Source organism: Paenibacillus sp. FSL M8-0334, assembly GCF_038000405.1.
GTDB lineage: Bacteria > Bacillota > Bacilli > Paenibacillales > Paenibacillaceae > Paenibacillus_AQ > Paenibacillus_AQ campinasensis.
This window is the reverse complement of sequence record NZ_JBBOCH010000001.1, coordinates 810314-826795: the sequence shown is the minus strand read 5'-3', so window position 1 is coordinate 826795 and position 16482 is coordinate 810314. Positions and strand designations below refer to the sequence as shown.

Annotated in this window: 13 protein-coding genes; 12 read left to right on the top strand and 1 reads right to left on the bottom strand. The window is 53.7% G+C overall.

What is annotated here, in order from left to right; translation table 11 throughout:
* Positions 1 to 72: 72 nt before the first annotated feature.
* From MKX64_RS03725 to MKX64_RS03700, 5 genes are all read left to right on the top strand, one after another.
* Positions 73 to 1848, top strand: coding sequence for a sensor histidine kinase (locus MKX64_RS03725; protein ID WP_176475625.1), 1776 nt, complete (start codon positions 73 to 75; stop codon positions 1846 to 1848).
* Entirely contained in the window at positions 1823 to 2704 is an 882-nt protein-coding gene (locus MKX64_RS24250) for a response regulator transcription factor (RefSeq protein ID WP_095267312.1), read from the top strand. The genes MKX64_RS03725 and MKX64_RS24250 overlap by 26 nt, the downstream gene beginning before the upstream one ends.
* A gap of 258 nt (positions 2705 to 2962) precedes the next feature.
* Complete coding sequence (locus MKX64_RS03710) at positions 2963 to 4657, top strand: extracellular solute-binding protein (protein WP_341035349.1); 1695 nt, start codon at positions 2963 to 2965, stop codon at positions 4655 to 4657.
* Positions 4658 to 4709: 52 nt separating this feature from the next.
* Positions 4710 to 5600 carry an ABC transporter permease gene (locus tag MKX64_RS03705; protein ID WP_341035347.1) on the top strand — a complete coding sequence of 297 codons (891 nt, stop codon included), beginning with the start codon at positions 4710 to 4712 and terminating at the stop codon, positions 5598 to 5600.
* Positions 5601 to 5648: 48 nt separating this feature from the next.
* Positions 5649 to 6533: a carbohydrate ABC transporter permease gene (locus tag MKX64_RS03700; RefSeq protein ID WP_095267315.1), complete on the top strand. Its 885-nt coding sequence runs from the start codon at positions 5649 to 5651 to the stop codon at positions 6531 to 6533.
* Positions 6534 to 6661: 128 nt separating this feature from the next.
* Here the strand turns inward: MKX64_RS03700 and MKX64_RS03695 are convergent, their stop codons facing one another.
* Complete coding sequence (locus MKX64_RS03695; RefSeq protein ID WP_095267316.1) at positions 6662 to 7522, bottom strand: helix-turn-helix transcriptional regulator; 861 nt, start codon at positions 7520 to 7522, stop codon at positions 6662 to 6664.
* A 220-nt stretch (positions 7523 to 7742) separates the two neighbouring features.
* On the opposite strand from MKX64_RS03695, the gene MKX64_RS03690 reads away from it, so the two are divergent.
* From MKX64_RS03690 to MKX64_RS03660, 7 genes are all read left to right on the top strand, one after another.
* Positions 7743 to 9041, top strand: coding sequence for an alpha-glucosidase/alpha-galactosidase (locus MKX64_RS03690; protein ID WP_095267317.1), 1299 nt, complete (start codon positions 7743 to 7745; stop codon positions 9039 to 9041).
* 193 nt (positions 9042 to 9234) lie between these two features.
* Positions 9235 to 11052 (top strand): ABC transporter substrate-binding protein, encoded by a 1818-nt coding sequence (locus MKX64_RS03685; RefSeq protein ID WP_095267318.1) that lies wholly within the window; start codon positions 9235 to 9237, stop codon positions 11050 to 11052.
* A gap of 245 nt (positions 11053 to 11297) precedes the next feature.
* Entirely contained in the window at positions 11298 to 12308 is a 1011-nt protein-coding gene (locus tag MKX64_RS03680; RefSeq protein WP_095267319.1) for an ABC transporter permease, read from the top strand.
* Between the two features lies 1 nt (position 12309).
* Positions 12310 to 13146 carry an ABC transporter permease gene (locus tag MKX64_RS03675; RefSeq protein ID WP_095267320.1) on the top strand — a complete coding sequence of 279 codons (837 nt, stop codon included), beginning with the start codon at positions 12310 to 12312 and terminating at the stop codon, positions 13144 to 13146.
* 6 nt (positions 13147 to 13152) lie between these two features.
* Entirely contained in the window at positions 13153 to 14163 is a 1011-nt protein-coding gene (locus MKX64_RS03670) for an ABC transporter ATP-binding protein (RefSeq protein WP_095399022.1), read from the top strand.
* Positions 14150 to 14950 carry an ABC transporter ATP-binding protein gene (locus MKX64_RS03665; protein WP_341035346.1) on the top strand — a complete coding sequence of 267 codons (801 nt, stop codon included), beginning with the start codon at positions 14150 to 14152 and terminating at the stop codon, positions 14948 to 14950. The genes MKX64_RS03670 and MKX64_RS03665 overlap by 14 nt, the downstream gene beginning before the upstream one ends.
* Positions 14951 to 15430: 480 nt before the next feature.
* Positions 15431 to 16348, top strand: coding sequence for a helix-turn-helix transcriptional regulator (locus MKX64_RS03660; protein ID WP_341035345.1), 918 nt, complete (start codon positions 15431 to 15433; stop codon positions 16346 to 16348).
* Positions 16349 to 16482: the final 134 nt, after the last annotated feature.

Below are 16482 nucleotides of genomic sequence, written 5' to 3'. Positions count from 1 at the left end.
GTTCTGATTGCGGGGTGCGCTGAAGTCATGCCATGATAGCTGTACACGATCGCAAGGGAGTGATGCCGAAATATGTCGTTCAAAATGATGAAAGCGCTGTCTCGAGGAGCCCCGATCTCACTGACGTTGAAGAAACGAATCCTGATGATTTTTACCGCAAGCACGTTAATCCCCTTTATTAGTACAGCGTTTGTGTCGTACAACGCCATTACCTCCATCCAGAACACCAAGCTGCAGTCCAGCATTGAGAGCAATCTCCGGCAGGTTCAGCTGTCGCTGGAGACCACGATCAGCAACCTGAATCATGTATCCCAGCAGCTTGCATATCAAGGCAGCATCGGCAAGCAGCTGGAACAGTTTCTGCTGGAAAGAGAGCCTTACGGGCGCATCTGGCGCACCGAAGATATCAAGACGCAGCTCAATCTGATCACTTTTACCAATCCGAATATCGGGCTTACCACCTATTATTTCAGCCAGAGCGGCGCGACGCTGTTCGAGAATTCTGATGTCAAGGACACGTTTAATCTGGAGTCTCTTCCGCTCTTGGCACGATATTATACCATTTCCTATTACGGGCCTCATATTAGCCAGGACGTCCTCAGCAACCAATATGTGCTGTCAGCGCTGCGCAAGGTGGAGCTCCCGGAGTACGATGATATTTACGTCTATGTGGAATCCGGCTTCAAGCTTACGCAGAACATTCTGGAGACCGACAGAATTGGCAAGCATATGGGACATTTGATCCTCGACAATGACGGGCGCATCTCGTTCAGCGAAGTGCAGGATGTGTTTCCGGAGAATATGCGTCTCCCCGAAATGATAACCGACTCCTCCGGCGTATATAACGGCTATTATTGGAATAAAAGTACCAGCAATCAGGGCTGGAGCATCGTCTCATTGATTCCGGCCGCGGATTACAATGCCGAGCGGAACCTGTGGCTGCTTCAGATGGGAGGACTTTCGGCGCTGTTCGGTGCGGTCAGTCTGGGGCTCGCCTGGCTGCTATGGGCAATGGTGTACCACCCGCTGCGCAAATTCCAGGCTGAGATCAAGCATATGACAGATAACAGCTATCGTCCGGCTGATGAGAAGGCTGCCGCTCGCATTCCGGAATTCGAGCATGTGCTTCGGCAGTTTCGGCGGATGAAGGCGCAGATTGCCGAGCTGTTCGCAGACGTGGAGCGGAAGGAGAAGCGGAGAGCTGACCTTGAAATCGAGAAGCTGCTGTACCAGATTAATCCGCATTTTCTAATGAATACGCTGGATACGGCTCATTGGCTGGCCGTTATGAATGGGCAGGAGGAAATCGACCGGCTCGTAACGTCGCTGAACAAGCTGCTGTATTATAACCTGGGCAAGCTTGGCAAGATTTCAACGATTGGCGAAGAGATCGAATCCCTCAGAGCTTATCTGACACTACAGCAAATCCGATACGATTTTCGGTTTGACGTTCATATTCATGCGGATGAAGCGCTCCTGGATACGCCGGTTCCACGGTTCATCCTCCAGCCGCTCGTAGAAAATGCCCTCTACCACGGCCTGAAGGATGACGGCCGGATTGAGGTGGAAGTGCGTCCGGACGGGGAGATGGCCGAAATCGCCATCCGGGACAATGGCATGGGCATTCCGGAGGCGGCGCTGCGCAGGCTGCTGGAGCAGGAGGAAGCCGATCATGAGAAGGTTGGCATGGGCATTGGATTGAACTATGTGAAGCGGATGCTGGCCGCACATTACGAAGGGCAGGCCGTGCTGAATCTGGACAGCATGAGCGGTCAAGGCACGACCGTTGTACTGCGGCTGCCGATGACAGGAGGGGATCGGGATGATGAAAGTATTGATTGTGGATGACGACAAGCTGGTGCGTAAAGGGCTGCTCTCTGCCATGCCGTGGACAAGCTTCAGCATGGAGGTGGTGCATGATGCAGCGAGCGGCGAGAAAGCGCTGGAATGGCTTGAAGGTAACGAGGCCGACATTCTGTTCACGGATCTGGCGATGCCGGTCATGTCCGGCATCGAATTGATGCGGGAGGTGCGGCGCCTGTATCCTGAGATGTATATCGTTGTGCTGACGCTGCATCAGAACTTTGAATATGTACAGGAGGCGCTGAGGCTCGGCGCCATCGATTATATAGCGAAAATTCAGCTGGAGAAGGAGCATTTTGAGGAGGTGCTGGGTCGGATTCGGAAGCGAATCGCAGAGGAAGAGGCGAAGCGTTATGACGGGGCCGCTCGTGATCCTGGCCATTCCTCATCCCGGATGCAGCAGCCCGAGACAGTGAACATCGGGTCTGCCCAGCCGCAGCTGCCACAGCTGCCGCAAGAAGGGCAGGGACACAAGTATTCCCCCGAGGTGGTCGAGAGCATTCGAGCCGCGGTGGCCATCATGCACGCAGAGCTTGATCAGCCGCTCTATGCCGTTGACGTATCCAGGCGGGTCAACATGAGCAGAAGCTATTTCAATCAGTGCTTCAAGGATCTGGTGGGTCAGCCCTTCAATGATTACTTACGCTGGTGCCGGATTGAGCAGGCGAAGGTGTACCTGAGGGAAACATCCAAGCCGATTCCGTGGATTGCCGGAAGAACGGGTTATCTGGATGAGAAGTACTTCAGCAGAGTGTTCCGGCGACTCACCTCGATGCTGCCCAGCGAGTACCGCCAACACTGCCGAAGCCACCGTTCCGCTCCAGTTGATGAACGATTATGACTAGCGGGAAGCTAAGGAACCCGACCCATGAAGCTCTTCATCGGCTTCCGGGGAGGCGGAAGGTTAGACATCTGACCGATAAGAGGGGGAGATTTGACCGGCATCAGGAAAGGGGCTGTAAATGCTCGTATTTTTCGTTCATATCTCACCCTGGATTGACGCCATCCATCCAACTTAAAGCGCTTTCATATATGTTAACTTGGATACAGGTATTCAAACATACTCATCTGTTGATTTCGAAGGGGGAGGAATGAAGGGATGAAAAAGGTAGGTTTGCTTGGATTAACACTGTTGCTTGTGTTCCTGACGGCTTGCAGCGGAGGCGGCAGCAGTACTGGTCCTGCATCCGCGGGTGCGGATGGCGGCGGGGCGGTGAAGGAGGAGACGCCCGATCCGTTCGGAAAGTATGAGGAGACGATTACGCTGACGTACGGCAAATCGGTGGATGCTACGGATAAAAGCTTGCCGGTTGGCGATACACCCGAGACCAATCAGTATTCCCGTTACGTCAAGGACATGCTGAACATAGACACCAAGGTGTCCTGGCAGGCGGCTTCGGGGCCCAACTACGATCAGAAGGTGAATCTGTCCATCTCCAGCAACGATCTGCCGGATGCGCTGGTCGTGAATGACATGCAGCTCAGGCAGATGGTGAAGGCGGGCCAGCTGGCTGACCTGACTGACATCTATGATCGTTACGCTTCGCCCAGCATGAAAAGCTTCATTGAAAAAACCGGCGGCATCGCCGCTCAGTCCGTCACATTCGATGGCAAAATGTATGCCATTCCAAGCGTGCAGGTGCATGCGGATGGCGTGCATCAGCTCTGGATTCGCAAGGATTGGCTGGATAAGCTCGGCCTGGAGCCGCCCCGGACGATCGATGATCTTGAAAAGGTAGCGGAGGCTTTCGTTACCCAAGACCCGGATGGCAACGGGAAGGACGACACCATCGGCATTTCCGGACCGGAAAGCGGCGGCCTGCTGTACGCTCATTTCCTGGCTTCAACGAACAACCTGTACGGGCTTGATCCTGTGTTTGGCGCCTTCCGGGCTTACCCGGGCTTCTGGATCGAAGGTGAGGACGGAGATCCGGTATACGGCTCAATACTGCCGGAAACGAAGGAAGCGCTCGGCAAGCTGCGTGACTGGTATGCGAAAGGGCTGATCGACCGGGAGATCGGCGTCCGTAAGGATGCCCATGAGCCGGTCAAAAGCGGTCAGTCCGGCATCTTCTTCGCTCCGTGGTGGATGGGCTACGGTCCGCTGCCCGATGCGATCAAGAATGAACCGGATGCCAACTGGCAGGCCTATCTGCTTCCACTGGATTCGGAAGGTCAGTTTAATGCCCGGATGGGCACATCTTCCACCCAGTTCGTGGTCGTCCGGAAAGACTATGAACATCCGGAGGCCGTGGTCAAAATGCTCAATCTGCTGATACGTGATGAGGCGAAGTTTGATATCAGCGTAGGCATCGGCTACTACCCGCTGCGCGTGCCGCAATCGGCGCCGGATGAGAGCGAATATTCCGCCAAGGCACTGCAGGAAGTGCTGGCCGGCACCAAGACGCCCGAGGATTTCAACGATCCGGGATACAAGCTGCTTGCCGCCGACCTGCAGAATGTCAAAAAAGTGAAAAAAGAGCCGTATGACAACATGGATATCCAGTATTGGGACCCGCAGGCCGACCTTGGCGTATGGAGCCGCCAGTATTCGCTCCTGGTCGGGGCGTCCACACTCCTTGAGGACTATAACAAAGTGTACAGCCTGCTCTATTCCCAAACGAAAACGATGGAATCCCGCTGGACCAACCTGAAAAAGCTGGAGGACGAAACCTTTCTGAAAATTATCGTAGGTGCCGCTCCGCTTGAGGAGTTCGATACGTTTGTTGACAATTGGAAGAAGCAAGGCGGCGACAAAATTACCGAAGAGGTAAAAGAATACATCCAGCAGTAAACCTTCCTGATGAACGTTCGCCTCTGGACGAGGTGAAGGATAGGGGTGACCTATGAACAACCGCAGCTTTTCCAAGCATTACTACTTGATGCTGCTTCCCGGCATGGTTTGGTTGATTCTGATCAGTATTGTGCCGATGTTTGGCATCGTCATCGCGTTTCAGGACTTCAATCCGGGTGCGGGCTTCTTCCGCTCGGCCTGGATTGGGCTTGAAAATTTCGATTATATGTTTGCGCTCTCGGACATACGCTCGATCTTTTTTAACACGGTGTTCATTGCCGTCATGAAGATGGCCGCTCACCTGGTGGTTCCGCTTGTGTTTGCTCTCATGCTCAATGAGCTGCGGCTCGCGCTTATCAAGCGCTGGATTCAGACGATTGTATACTTGCCGCATTTTCTGTCATGGGTCATTCTGGCCGGCATTTTACTGGATATTTTCTCTTTTAGCGGGCCGGTCAACGGAATGCTCAAGGCGCTGGGGTTTGAGCCTGTACTGTTTTTCGCCAATTCGGCGCTGTTCCCGTTCATGGTTGTGGCCAGCGATGTGTGGAAGGAATTCGGATTTAACACCATTATCTATTTGGCAGCTCTGACGGGCATCAGCCCGGTGCTGTATGAGGCTGCGGCGATTGACGGGGCCTCGAGGTTCCGCCGGCTCTGGCATGTGACGCTGCCGGGGATTACCACCACGATTGTGCTGCTTGCGGTGCTGAGCCTCGGAAACGTGCTGAATGCGGGCTTTGATCAAATCTTCAACCTGTATAACCCGCTGGTCTACTCGACCGGAGATATTATTGACACATGGGTGTACCGGGAGGGGCTGCTCAATTTGCAGTACGGTCTGGCGACAGCGGTCGGGCTGCTGAAGTCGGTGGTCAGCTTCATCCTGATCATTATCTCGTATGCACTGGCTTCAAGATTCGCGAATTATCGCATCTTCTAAAAGGGATCGTATGCGTTCAAGTACAACCTGCAAAGGAGGGATAAAGAGGTGGTCAAGGAATCTACAATCGGCTCCAAAATATTCGATGGGCTGCTTCTTGCCATTCTTCTGCTCATTACCGCGCTCTGTCTTGTTCCGCTGATCTATACGCTGGCCGTGTCTCTGAGCGAGAAGTCCGCGGCAGCGGCAGGTAGGGTATGGCTGTGGCCGGTCGGCTTCAATTTCAACTCTTACAAGCAGATTATGGGAGATGGCGCTTTCTTCCGCTCGTTCCTGACCTCCGTTCAGCGGGTGGTTCTGGGCGGCATTATTTCCACCGGCATAGGGACGCTGATGGCTTACCCGCTGTCCAAGTCCCCGCGCCAATTCCGGCTGCGCAACGTGTTCATGTGGTTTCTCATCTTTGCGATGCTGTTTAACGGCGGACTGATTCCGTGGTATATGACGATGAAGTCGCTCGGGCTGATGGACAATATCTGGGCTTTGGTGCTTGGCGGAGGGCTTCCGGTCTTCCATGTCATCCTGATCATTAACTATTTCCGCAATCTGCCCAAGGAGATGGAGGAGGCTGCGCTCGTGGACGGCGCCGGACCGTGGCGGATGCTGTGGAGCGTGTTTGTGCCGCTGGCCGTGCCGGTTCTTGCCACCGTTCTGCTTTTTACCATTGTGTATCACTGGAACGAGTTCTTTCACGGGCTGGTGCTGATGTCCAGACAGGATCATTATCCGCTTCAAACCTATATTCAGCAGCTTGTTGTCATTATCGACGCGGCCAACATGACCGAGGATCAGTACAAGCGGATGAACGAGCTGTCGAATCAGACGCTGAACAGCGCCAAAATTTTCATCGCAATGATTCCCGTGCTCGTGGTGTATCCGTTCTTGCAGCGGTTCTTCATTCACGGCATCACCCTCGGGTCGGTCAAAGAATAAGCAGGGATGGCGGCGCTCCCGGATTTACCCAAGGATTAAGGATTAAGGATTCAGGGGCAACCGTCATCCTTCCTGGTTATGACAGGCTTCTCACCGGCTTCACCGACGGAAGCTGCCCCGGCCCTTCCTTATTCGGACTGCCGCCGATATTCGCTTGGTGTCATGCCGGTCCACTTGCGGAACTGCTTGGAGAAATAAAGGGCGTCGTTAAATCCGACCGAGGCGGCAATCTCGTGAATGGAGAAGGAGGTATTCATCAGGGACTTGGCTTTGTCGATTCTCACCTTCATCAAATACTGCATTGGCGACAGGCCTGTATGCTGCTTGAACAATTTGGACAGATGAGCCCGATGATAGCCAAGCGTCTTGGCCATCTGGTCGATCGACAGCTGCTGATGGTACTGGGTAGATATCCATCGCTCCGCCTGTCGGACCCCTCTTTCAATATCGGAGGTATCCGGCTCGGGCAGCTGCGCGTAATTGAGCATGGCCAGCTTGTGCAGCAGCAATTTCAGCCAGCCCGAGGCTTCGAGATCCTCCAGCCACGGGTAGGCGGACTGGTTGAAGCCCAGCCGGATGTGCTGGTACATAAGCGAAAGGCTGTCCAGTGCTTCCTGACCGCTGCAGCGGATGATCGGCCTGGCTGGCGTAACGCCCATGTCGCTCATGAGCAGAGGGGCTCCTTTCACTTGAAAGGCTACCCACTGGTAGTGCCACGGATTTCGTTCATGCGCCTCATAGCTGAACAGCACGCCCGGCAGAATAACGAAGGTATCCCCGGCCCGGCATGCATGAGACTTGCCTGCGCACTCGAAGAATCCTTCGCCTGACAGCACGGTATGAATGAGGCAGTAATCATGAATCATCGGCCCGACCTTGTGGCGAGGAATGGGTCTGCCTTCACCGCTGAACAGCACAGCCAGATCATGCCCGCCGGGGGCAGGGTTCGTTCCGATTTCATACAGCGTATGATCCGGTGAAATCGACATATACGGGTAAGTCCTCCTTGATGGTGAATGGTGGTGAAGGGCCTCGGCCGGGTGCTGAGAGGCCTGCCGGCGCCTTCCGCATGCTTGACACTAGCTTAGCCAATGAGACGACAAATGTCCATAACGTGATTGTTTTGCTCCATATTCAAAGGAAGCCGATTCCCTTATAGTTAACTTGTGAAAGCGGATTATTCCATAGAATATAGGGAGGAACATAACGATGTCCAAAATTACATTTATCGGAGCAGGAAGTACCGTATTTGCTAAAAACGTGCTGGGCGACTGCATGCAGACGCCTGCTTTGCAAGGGTTCGAGCTGGCTTTGTATGATATCGATCCGGTTCGTCTCCAAGACTCCGAGAACATGCTGAATAATATAAAGAAAACGAGCGGGAGCACTTGTGTCGTCAAATCGTACAGCGACCGCAAGGAAGCGCTGCGCGGTGCCAAATATGTCGTCAATGCCATTCAGGTCGGCGGCTATGATCCTTGTACGATCACGGATTTTGAAGTTCCGAAGAAGTATGGCCTGAGACAGACGATCGCTGATACCGTCGGCATCGGAGGCATCTTCCGGAACCTGCGCACCATCCCCGTCATGATGGATTTTGCCGCTGATATTCGCGAAGTATGTCCGAACGCCCTGTTCCTGAACTACACCAATCCGATGGCGGTGCTAACTAACGCCATGATTACCCTTGGCGGCGTGCAGACCGTAGGACTGTGCCACAGCGTACAGGTATGCGTGCCGGATCTGTTCAAGAACCTGGGCATGGACCCGACAGGCGTTCAGTCCAAAATCGCCGGCATCAACCATATGGCCTGGCTGCTTGAAGTGACGAAGGATGGCGTGGACCTGTATCCGGAGATCAAGCGCCGTGCTGCCGAGAAGCAGAAGGAGAAGCATCACGATATGGTTCGCCTGGAGATGATGCTTAATTTCGGATATTACATTACCGAATCCTCCGAGCATAATGCGGAATATCATCCGTACTTCATCAAGCGCAATTATCCGGAGCTGATTGAGCGCTTTAACATTCCGCTGGATGAGTATCCGCGCCGCTGCGTCAGCCAGATTGAAGAGTGGAAGGCAAGACGTGAGGAACTGGTCAACAACAAGGATCTTGAGCATCATCGTTCCCATGAGTACGCCTCGTATATTATGGAAGCGATAGAGACGAATGTGCCGTTCAAAATCGGAGGCAACGTTATGAACCAAGGGCTCATTACGAACCTGCCGAAGGAAGCTTGCGTGGAGGTGCCGTGCCTGGTGGACGCCAGCGGCGTGACACCTACCTTCGTCGGCGACCTGCCACCGCAATGCGCGGCGCTGAACCGCACCAACATCAACACGCAGCTGCTTACGCTGGAGGCGGCGGCCACAGGCAAGCGGGAGCATATCTACCATGCGGCGATGCTGGACCCGCACACAGCGGCAGAGCTGTCCATAGACGATATCAGAAGTCTCTGTGATGACTTGATTGAAGCGCATGGTGATTGGCTGCCGAAATTCTCTTAATCCTTACATCATGCGAGTGATGGGGCCCGGTCAAGGAGGTATCCTTCAACCGGGCTTTTTTTATGGAATCAGACATGACAAGACTACATATATTCGTTTTAGAAAGCGTTTACAAAAAAGCAGGGGAGTACCTGCACGGGTGTTAATCAGCCTTTTTAGAGCCGTACTCATTCCAAGAATGGAGGGTTCAGAAATGAAGGTGCACATGATTGTCAGACCGATGTTGATGTTGCTGCTTGTCGTATCTTTTATGGTAGCAGGTTGTCAGGGGGTCACCCCGCCGCCAACGGGAGAATCGCCGCCGAATCAGGAGGTGACGGCTCCAGGGGGCGGCGAGGAGACATCGCCGCAGGAGGATCCGAGGGCAACGCCGAGGAATGAAACGCTGTATGTCAACGGGCTGCAGTGGGGAGCGCCGACCAACTTTAATTTGCTGAGCGGCAATCCGGCCTTCCCGATCAACTATGGAAACTCCAGAGAGCTGATCTATGAAACCTTGTTTATGGTCAACCAGCTCACAGGTGAACTGGAGCCGCTGCTTGGAACCAAGTACGAATGGACCGACGATCTCACGCTGCGTGTTGAGCTGCATCCGGAGGCCAAGTGGAGCGACGGACAGCCGTTCACATCTGATGATGTCGTATACACTTACAAGCTGGGCCAGAGATATGATATCAACTGGAGCAATTTCTGGACGTACATCGAAGAGGTGTCTGCCGACGGAGAACATGCGGTTGACATCATGCTGAACAAGGATAATCCGAACAAGCTGACGGTGCTTGACAGCATAGAGCTTATTCCGATGCTTCCGAAACATGTATGGGAAGAGATCGAGCAGCAGGCAGGCGGGGATCTGGCCACGATTCGCAAGGAGATCAATGATGATCCGATCGGAACCGGGCCTTACAAAATGTATTACTACAACGATCAGAAAATTACGATTGTCCGGGACGACAACTACTGGGGGCAGGTGCTCTTCGGCAAGCTTCCGGCCCCGAAATATATTACGCACGTCATCTATAAAGACAATGCCGCCGGCGATCTCGCATTTAAGAGCGGCCAAGTGGACGTGTCCCAGCAGTTCATCCCGCAGGTGTGGAAGATGTGGGAGGACGGAGCCCCGGTGAAAACCTATCTGAAGGAAGAGCCGTACTATGTTCCGGGCTCGATGCCTTCGATCTTCTTCAATATGTCCAAGGAGGGGCTAGACAACCCGGATGTTCGCCGGGCCATTGCGATGAGCATCGACTATGGCAAAATATCGGAGCTGGCGATCAGCGGCTATTCCGCGCCGATGCAGCCGTCGCTTACTTTGAATACGGATGCGGAGTCCAAATATGTGGATCAGGCCGCGATCAAGCCGCTTCAGTGGACGACCGATGTTGAGGCTGCCAATGCGCTGCTCGACTCCATCGGGGCTGCGCGTGGCAAGGACGGGATTCGCGTACTGAACGGCGTCCGGCTTGGGCCTTACGAGATTGAATGTCCGTACGGATGGTCGGACTGGAATGCAGCGCTGGAGATCGTGGCCCAGAATGCGAAGGCCATCGGCGTCGAAATTCGGACCAAATTCCCGGAAGCGCCAGTATGGACGAACAATTTGCAGACCGGCAAATTCGATATCATTATGAACACCCCGGCCGGGGGTGTCAGCCCGAGCCAGCCGTGGAACCGGGCTCAGACGATCATGTATTCCAAAGGGGTGGCTCCAATCGGTGAGATGGCTTTCTGGAACTGGGGGCGGTATCAGAACGACCGTGCCGATGCCATCATTGAGAAGATTCCGACGGTTACCGATGAAGCTGAATTGAAAGCGCTGTATACCGAGCTGACCCAGATTTGGCTGAATGATATTCCTTCCATTCCGCTGATGTACCGCCCGTGGGTGTTTGACACGGTGAACGAGACGGTATGGAAGGGCTTCCCGCAGGAAGGGGACGGCAGCAATATTCCTCCGCAAATTTCGATGGACGGTGCGGGAATTAAAGCCTTGTACCAAATACACAACTGATCGCAGGGGCAGGCATGGCAGGGGTGTTCTAAGGCGCGTATGGCCAATCCGGACGTCGCAAAGGGCGCCAAAGTGCGTTTGGCCAATCGGGACGTATCGAAGGGCCGTGCCAAGGAGCATCGCCAAGTGGCACCCAGTGAAGGGACATTGCCATAGGTTGATGGCTTGGCCCGGCCATGGCATACCGAAATCTGCCTGCAAGGCCTGCCCCCTTTAGCCTGAATCATGTGGAGGGGTGATGCTGTATGAGCGCTTACGGAAAGTATGTCGTCAAAAAGTTCTTCTGGTACTTCGTGACCTTGATCGTTGCGATCGCACTGAACTTCCTGCTTCCCCGAATGATTGAAGGCAATCCCGTCAGCGTCATTGTGGCCCAGATGACCCAGGGCATGACCGAAAGCGATACGATCAAGCGGGTATATGACACGTTTGCTGCCGAGTTTGGCATCGATCAGCCGCTCCATGTTCAGTTTTTCATCTATGTCAAAAATTTGCTGACTGGCAATTGGGGCACTTCCTTCGGGCTGTATCCGAAGCCGGTTACGGAAATCCTGGCCTCGGCCATCCCGTGGACCATCGGGCTTCAACTGCCCGCGATATTGGTCGGCTGGATCATCGGCAACGTGCTCGGCGCGGTGGCCGCTTATCGGAAGGGTGTCTTCGATAAAGTGATTTTTCCGGTAGCCCTGTTTGTGAACTCGATTCCTTTCTTCACACTGGCTATCATCATGCTGTATGCGTTTGCTCTGACACTGAAATGGTTCCCGATGCACGGGGGCTATGATTATCAGATGATTCCTTCGCTAAGCTGGGAATTCATCGGCTCGGTGCTGAGGCATCATACGCTGCCGTTTCTATCGATTGTGCTGGTGACCATTGGCGGGCAAGCGATTGGAATGCGGGAGATGTCGATCTATGAACTGAATTCCGACTATGTGCTGTATAGCAAGCTGCTTGGCATCCGCGATTCGCGAATTGCCCGCTATGTGTTCCGCAATGCGATGCTTCCCCAGATTACGGGGCTGGCGCTATCGATCGGCACGATGGTTGGCGGATCGCTTATCTGCGAAATCGTGTTCAGCTACCCGGGAATCGGAACGTGGATGTTTACGGCGATTCGTCAGCTGGACTATCCGCTCATCTCGGGCTGTACGCTGCTGATCGCGCTGGCTGTCCTGCTGGCCAACTTCACCATCGATCTGATTTACGGCTGGATTGATCCTAGAATCAAGGCTGCACAGATGGAGGATCAGTAATATGAATCATTCCGTTCGCATTTTGCTCAAGTCGCCTAAGTTTATGCTGGGCGCGGTCCTGCTGCTGTTGATGATCGGGGTAGTTATGATCTATCCGCTGATCAATCGCAATGATCCGCTGGAGATGATTGCGCTCGCTTATCAGCCGCCGGATTCCAAGCTGCTGCTCGGCTCGGACAATTTCGGACGCGATCTGTTCCTGGAGCTCATCTACGGAATCCGAACCTCGCTTCAGGTCGGGCTGATTGCCGGGGTGTTCGCAACCGCGATCGGTCTTGTGATCGGGCTCGCCTCAGGCTATATCGGAGGGATGATTGACAATCTGCTGACTGCTGTCACGAACATCTTCATTGTGATCCCTTCCTTCGTCATACTGATTCTGATCTCAGTCAGCATTGATTCCCGCAGTTCCTTCGTGACCGCGGCGATCATCGGCATTACGAGCTGGCCGTGGACCGCGAGGGCCGTTAGGGCGCAGACGTCCTCCCTCCGCAATCGCGATCATGTCAATATTGCCAAAATCTCGGGCTACAGCACGCCCCGGATCATCATGTATGAGATTCTGCCGTACATCGCTTCGTATGTAGTGATGGCCTTTGTGCTGCAGATGGCGTCCGGGATTCTGGCGGAGGCTTCAATCTCGATGCTGGGCCTCGGCCCCTACAACACGATTTCCCTCGGCATCATCATGAACTGGGCGCTCGTATTCGAGGCGCCGGTAGCCGGGGCTTGGTGGGCCTTCATTCCGGCGGCGCTGTCCATCGCGGTCATTACATTCTCGCTGTATATGATGAATACCGGGATGGATGAAATCTTCAATCCGAAAATTAGGAGCTGATGACCCTTGAGCACCAATATTTTGGAAGTGAAAGATTTGAAGACGTACTATCGGACCCGTCTCAAGGAGCATGTCCACGCCGTTGACGGCGTCAGCTTTACGCTGGAGGCCGGGCGCACGCTCGGGATTGCAGGCGAGTCCGGCTGCGGAAAGTCCACGCTTGCGCTCAGCCTGATGGGATTTTATTTTCCCCCGCTCCATTTCGGTTCGGGCTCCATCATCGTGAACGGGACAGACATTATGACGCTGGGCAAGGAACAGCTTCGCTCCCGGGTGTCCGGCAGGGAAATCTCCTACATTCCCCAGGCGGCGATGAACGCCCTGAATCCGACGCTCCGCATTATCCGGTTTATCGAAGACATTATGAAGGAGCACAGGCCGGAGCTGAGCAGGAAGCAGGTGTGGGAGCTGGCAGTGGAGCGATTCGAAACGCTGAATCTGTCGGCCCGGGTGTTGGAGTCCTACCCGAACGAGCTGTCGGGCGGGATGAAGCAGCGGACCGTCATTGCCATCTCCACCATTCTGAACCCGAAAGTGCTGATTGCCGACGAGCCAACGTCCGCGCTGGATGTTACCTCACAGAAAGCGGTGATCAAGCTGCTGAAGCATCTGCTGGAGAAAGGCTATATCCAGTCGCTTGTGTTCATCACGCATGAGCTGCCGCTCCTGTATCATGTGACCGACGATATTATGGTTATGTATGCAGGCGAGATCGTGGAGCGCGGAACGGCGGAGCAGATGATCTTTGATCCGATTCACCCGTATACGAAAAAGCTGATGGGCTCCATCATCGTGCCGGAAGAGGGGATGAGAGGCCACAAGCTTGCGGCCATTCCCGGAACGCCGCCAAACCTGAAGACGGTGCCGGAAGGCTGCCGTTTTGCAGACCGGTGCACGTATGCCCAGAGCGAGTGCCGCCAAGGAAGGATCGAGCTGCAAACCTTCCAGGACCGGTCTTATCGCTGCATCGTTCCGGCAGACACATTAAGGGAGTGGTATGCCCATGAAGACGAATGAGGTGCTGATCAGCGGCAGGCATCTGACGAAGGTATTTGGCTATGGCAAACATAAAACAACCGCGGTGGACGATGTGAGCTTCGAATTTCATAAAGGCGAGATTATATCGATTGTAGGGGAAAGCGGCAGCGGGAAGACCACGCTGGCCAAAATGATCATGGGCCTGCTGAAGGAGAGCAGCGGCTCCATTTCATATATGGGAAAGCCGAGACAGCTTAAGCGCCATGCCGACCGCAAGAAGTACTGGAAGCATATCCAGGCGATTTTTCAGGACCCGTTCTCTTCCTTTAATCAATTCTACAAGGTCGAGAAGCTGCTGCTTGATTGCATCAGGTTGCAGGGATTGAAGCGCAGCAAGGAGGAGCAGCTGCAGAAGATGAAGGAAGCCTGCTCGTTCGTGAACCTGAAATATGAGGAGCTGCACAACAAGTATCCGTTCGAGCTGTCCGGGGGCCAGATGCAGCGGCTGATGATCGCGCGCATCTTCATGCTGCACCCGCAGCTGCTCATTGCCGATGAGCCGACCTCGATGGTGGACGCCTGCTCCCGCTCGACCATTCTTGACATGCTGTTAAAGCTGCGGGATGAGAATGAGATGACGATCATCTTCATTACCCATGATGTCGGGTTGGCCTACTATGTGAGCGATACGCTGTATATTATGGAACGCGGCAAGGTGGTGGAGAGCGGACCTGCCGAGGACGTCATCATCCATCCCCAGCATCCGTACACGAGGCAGCTGATCTCCGATGTGCCCAAGGTGCATGAAGCCTGGGACTTATCCTAATGCCAAGATGCAAGAAAGAAGTGTATGTAATAGTGCCCGAAAGCTGATGAGCTCGGGCATCTATATACTACCTACAGTCCAGTTTCACCTTCAAATTTTAGTATTGATCATCTGGGATGCTTGCAATGCTTCTTGTGATGGACTGGCCAAACGACTTTTTTAATGACTTTTTTAACAATAATCACTTCTTTGATTTTGTTGACGTGGCGATGCTTCCTGTGATGCTTCCAGCATTCGGTCATGAGTATCCCACCTTTTGATTAATAATGACTTCTAGATATCGTATGTATCTTCGTCATATGAGCAACGGCAGCTGTAACTCTCTATACAAAATGTATATATATACTATTATAAAAAACCAGGCTTTATCAGTACCGGGTACTTTTAGTAGACTAATAGAGAGCAAGAGCGCGGGCCGTGCCTAAAAACGCCAGGGGATTGGCGTACCCGAGCTTGGGGAAAAGGATGAGGTGACGTCAGGTGAATGGCAGTTTATTTCAGGAGGCGCTGCTGAGCGGGAGCTATGGTCCGCGGTTTTACGCCTTTTATTACAAGCAGTGGAGCAACTACCAGATGCCGTTTCATGTTCATGACTCCACGGAGATTATGTATATGATATCAGGTCAATGCCGAATCGATGTGCGGGTAGGGGAAGGCAAGGATAATCGGGTCGTTCTTCGCAAAGGGGAGTTTATTGTGCTCGATTCCGGGGTTCCCCATCGTCTGATCGTGGACGCTGACAGCTCGTGCAGAATGCTGAATGTGGAGTTTGGCTTTACGGATCGCGGGCAGGCGGCTCCTGACATCAGTGCGATTGCCGGCGAGGAAGAGGAAGTCGCTTCCTTTTTGCGGCGTGACCGCCCGTATCTGGTCTTGTCCGATCAGGAAGAGGTGTATCCGGTGCTGAGAAGCCTTGTGCTTGAGCTGGATCGAAGAGGAACGGGCCCCAGGACGATCACGAATGTGCTGTTTATTCAGCTGCTCGTTTCGATCTCCAGGCTGGCGGAGGAGCGGGAGCGTGGCGCATTCGGGCCCAGTGAGCTGTACGCCAAGCGAAGCATCGATTATTTGCATCAGCATTATGATCAGAACATTCGGATTAAGGACGTTGCTATGGCTGTGAACCTGCATCCCGGCTATTTGCAGCGAATATTCCGCAAGGAGACGGGCCATACGCTGACGGCGTATTTGACCATGATCCGGATGGAAAAAGCGAAGCAGCTGCTGTCCCGGACTGATATTCCGATCCCTGAAATTTCCGAGTATGTCGGTGTGGCAAGCCGCCAGTACTTTCATGCTTTGTTCAAAAAGTATACCAAGGTGACTCCGGCCCAATATCGCCAGAATTCGGATAAATACAGCTGGGACCGGAGATTAGCAGAACCTGGAGGCCACTAGCACAATAGCTGGAGCGGTGCGGAAGTTTGAATTTTTGACAGTTTGTGCTTAAAGTGGTCATTATTTTGATAACGCTTACGAATCCCCGATTGCTACAATCAGATTGAATTTACTTGTGCAGGAGGGGAAGCAAC

Coding starts and splice junctions, on each gene's coding strand:
- MKX64_RS03665 (WP_341035346.1), top strand. CDS start 14,150: ATGAAGACGAATGAGGTGCTGATCAGCGGCAGGCATCTGACGAAGGTA.
- MKX64_RS03685 (WP_095267318.1), top strand. CDS start 9,235: ATGAAGGTGCACATGATTGTCAGACCGATGTTGATGTTGCTGCTTGTC.
- MKX64_RS03675 (WP_095267320.1), top strand. CDS start 12,310: ATGAATCATTCCGTTCGCATTTTGCTCAAGTCGCCTAAGTTTATGCTG.
- MKX64_RS03680 (WP_095267319.1), top strand. CDS start 11,298: ATGAGCGCTTACGGAAAGTATGTCGTCAAAAAGTTCTTCTGGTACTTC.
- MKX64_RS03725 (WP_176475625.1), top strand. CDS start 73: ATGTCGTTCAAAATGATGAAAGCGCTGTCTCGAGGAGCCCCGATCTCA.
- MKX64_RS03690 (WP_095267317.1), top strand. CDS start 7,743: ATGTCCAAAATTACATTTATCGGAGCAGGAAGTACCGTATTTGCTAAA.
- MKX64_RS03695 (WP_095267316.1), bottom strand. CDS start 7,522: ATGTCGATTTCACCGGATCATACGCTGTATGAAATCGGAACGAACCCT.
- MKX64_RS24250 (WP_095267312.1), top strand. CDS start 1,823: ATGATGAAAGTATTGATTGTGGATGACGACAAGCTGGTGCGTAAAGGG.
- MKX64_RS03705 (WP_341035347.1), top strand. CDS start 4,710: ATGAACAACCGCAGCTTTTCCAAGCATTACTACTTGATGCTGCTTCCC.
- MKX64_RS03710 (WP_341035349.1), top strand. CDS start 2,963: ATGAAAAAGGTAGGTTTGCTTGGATTAACACTGTTGCTTGTGTTCCTG.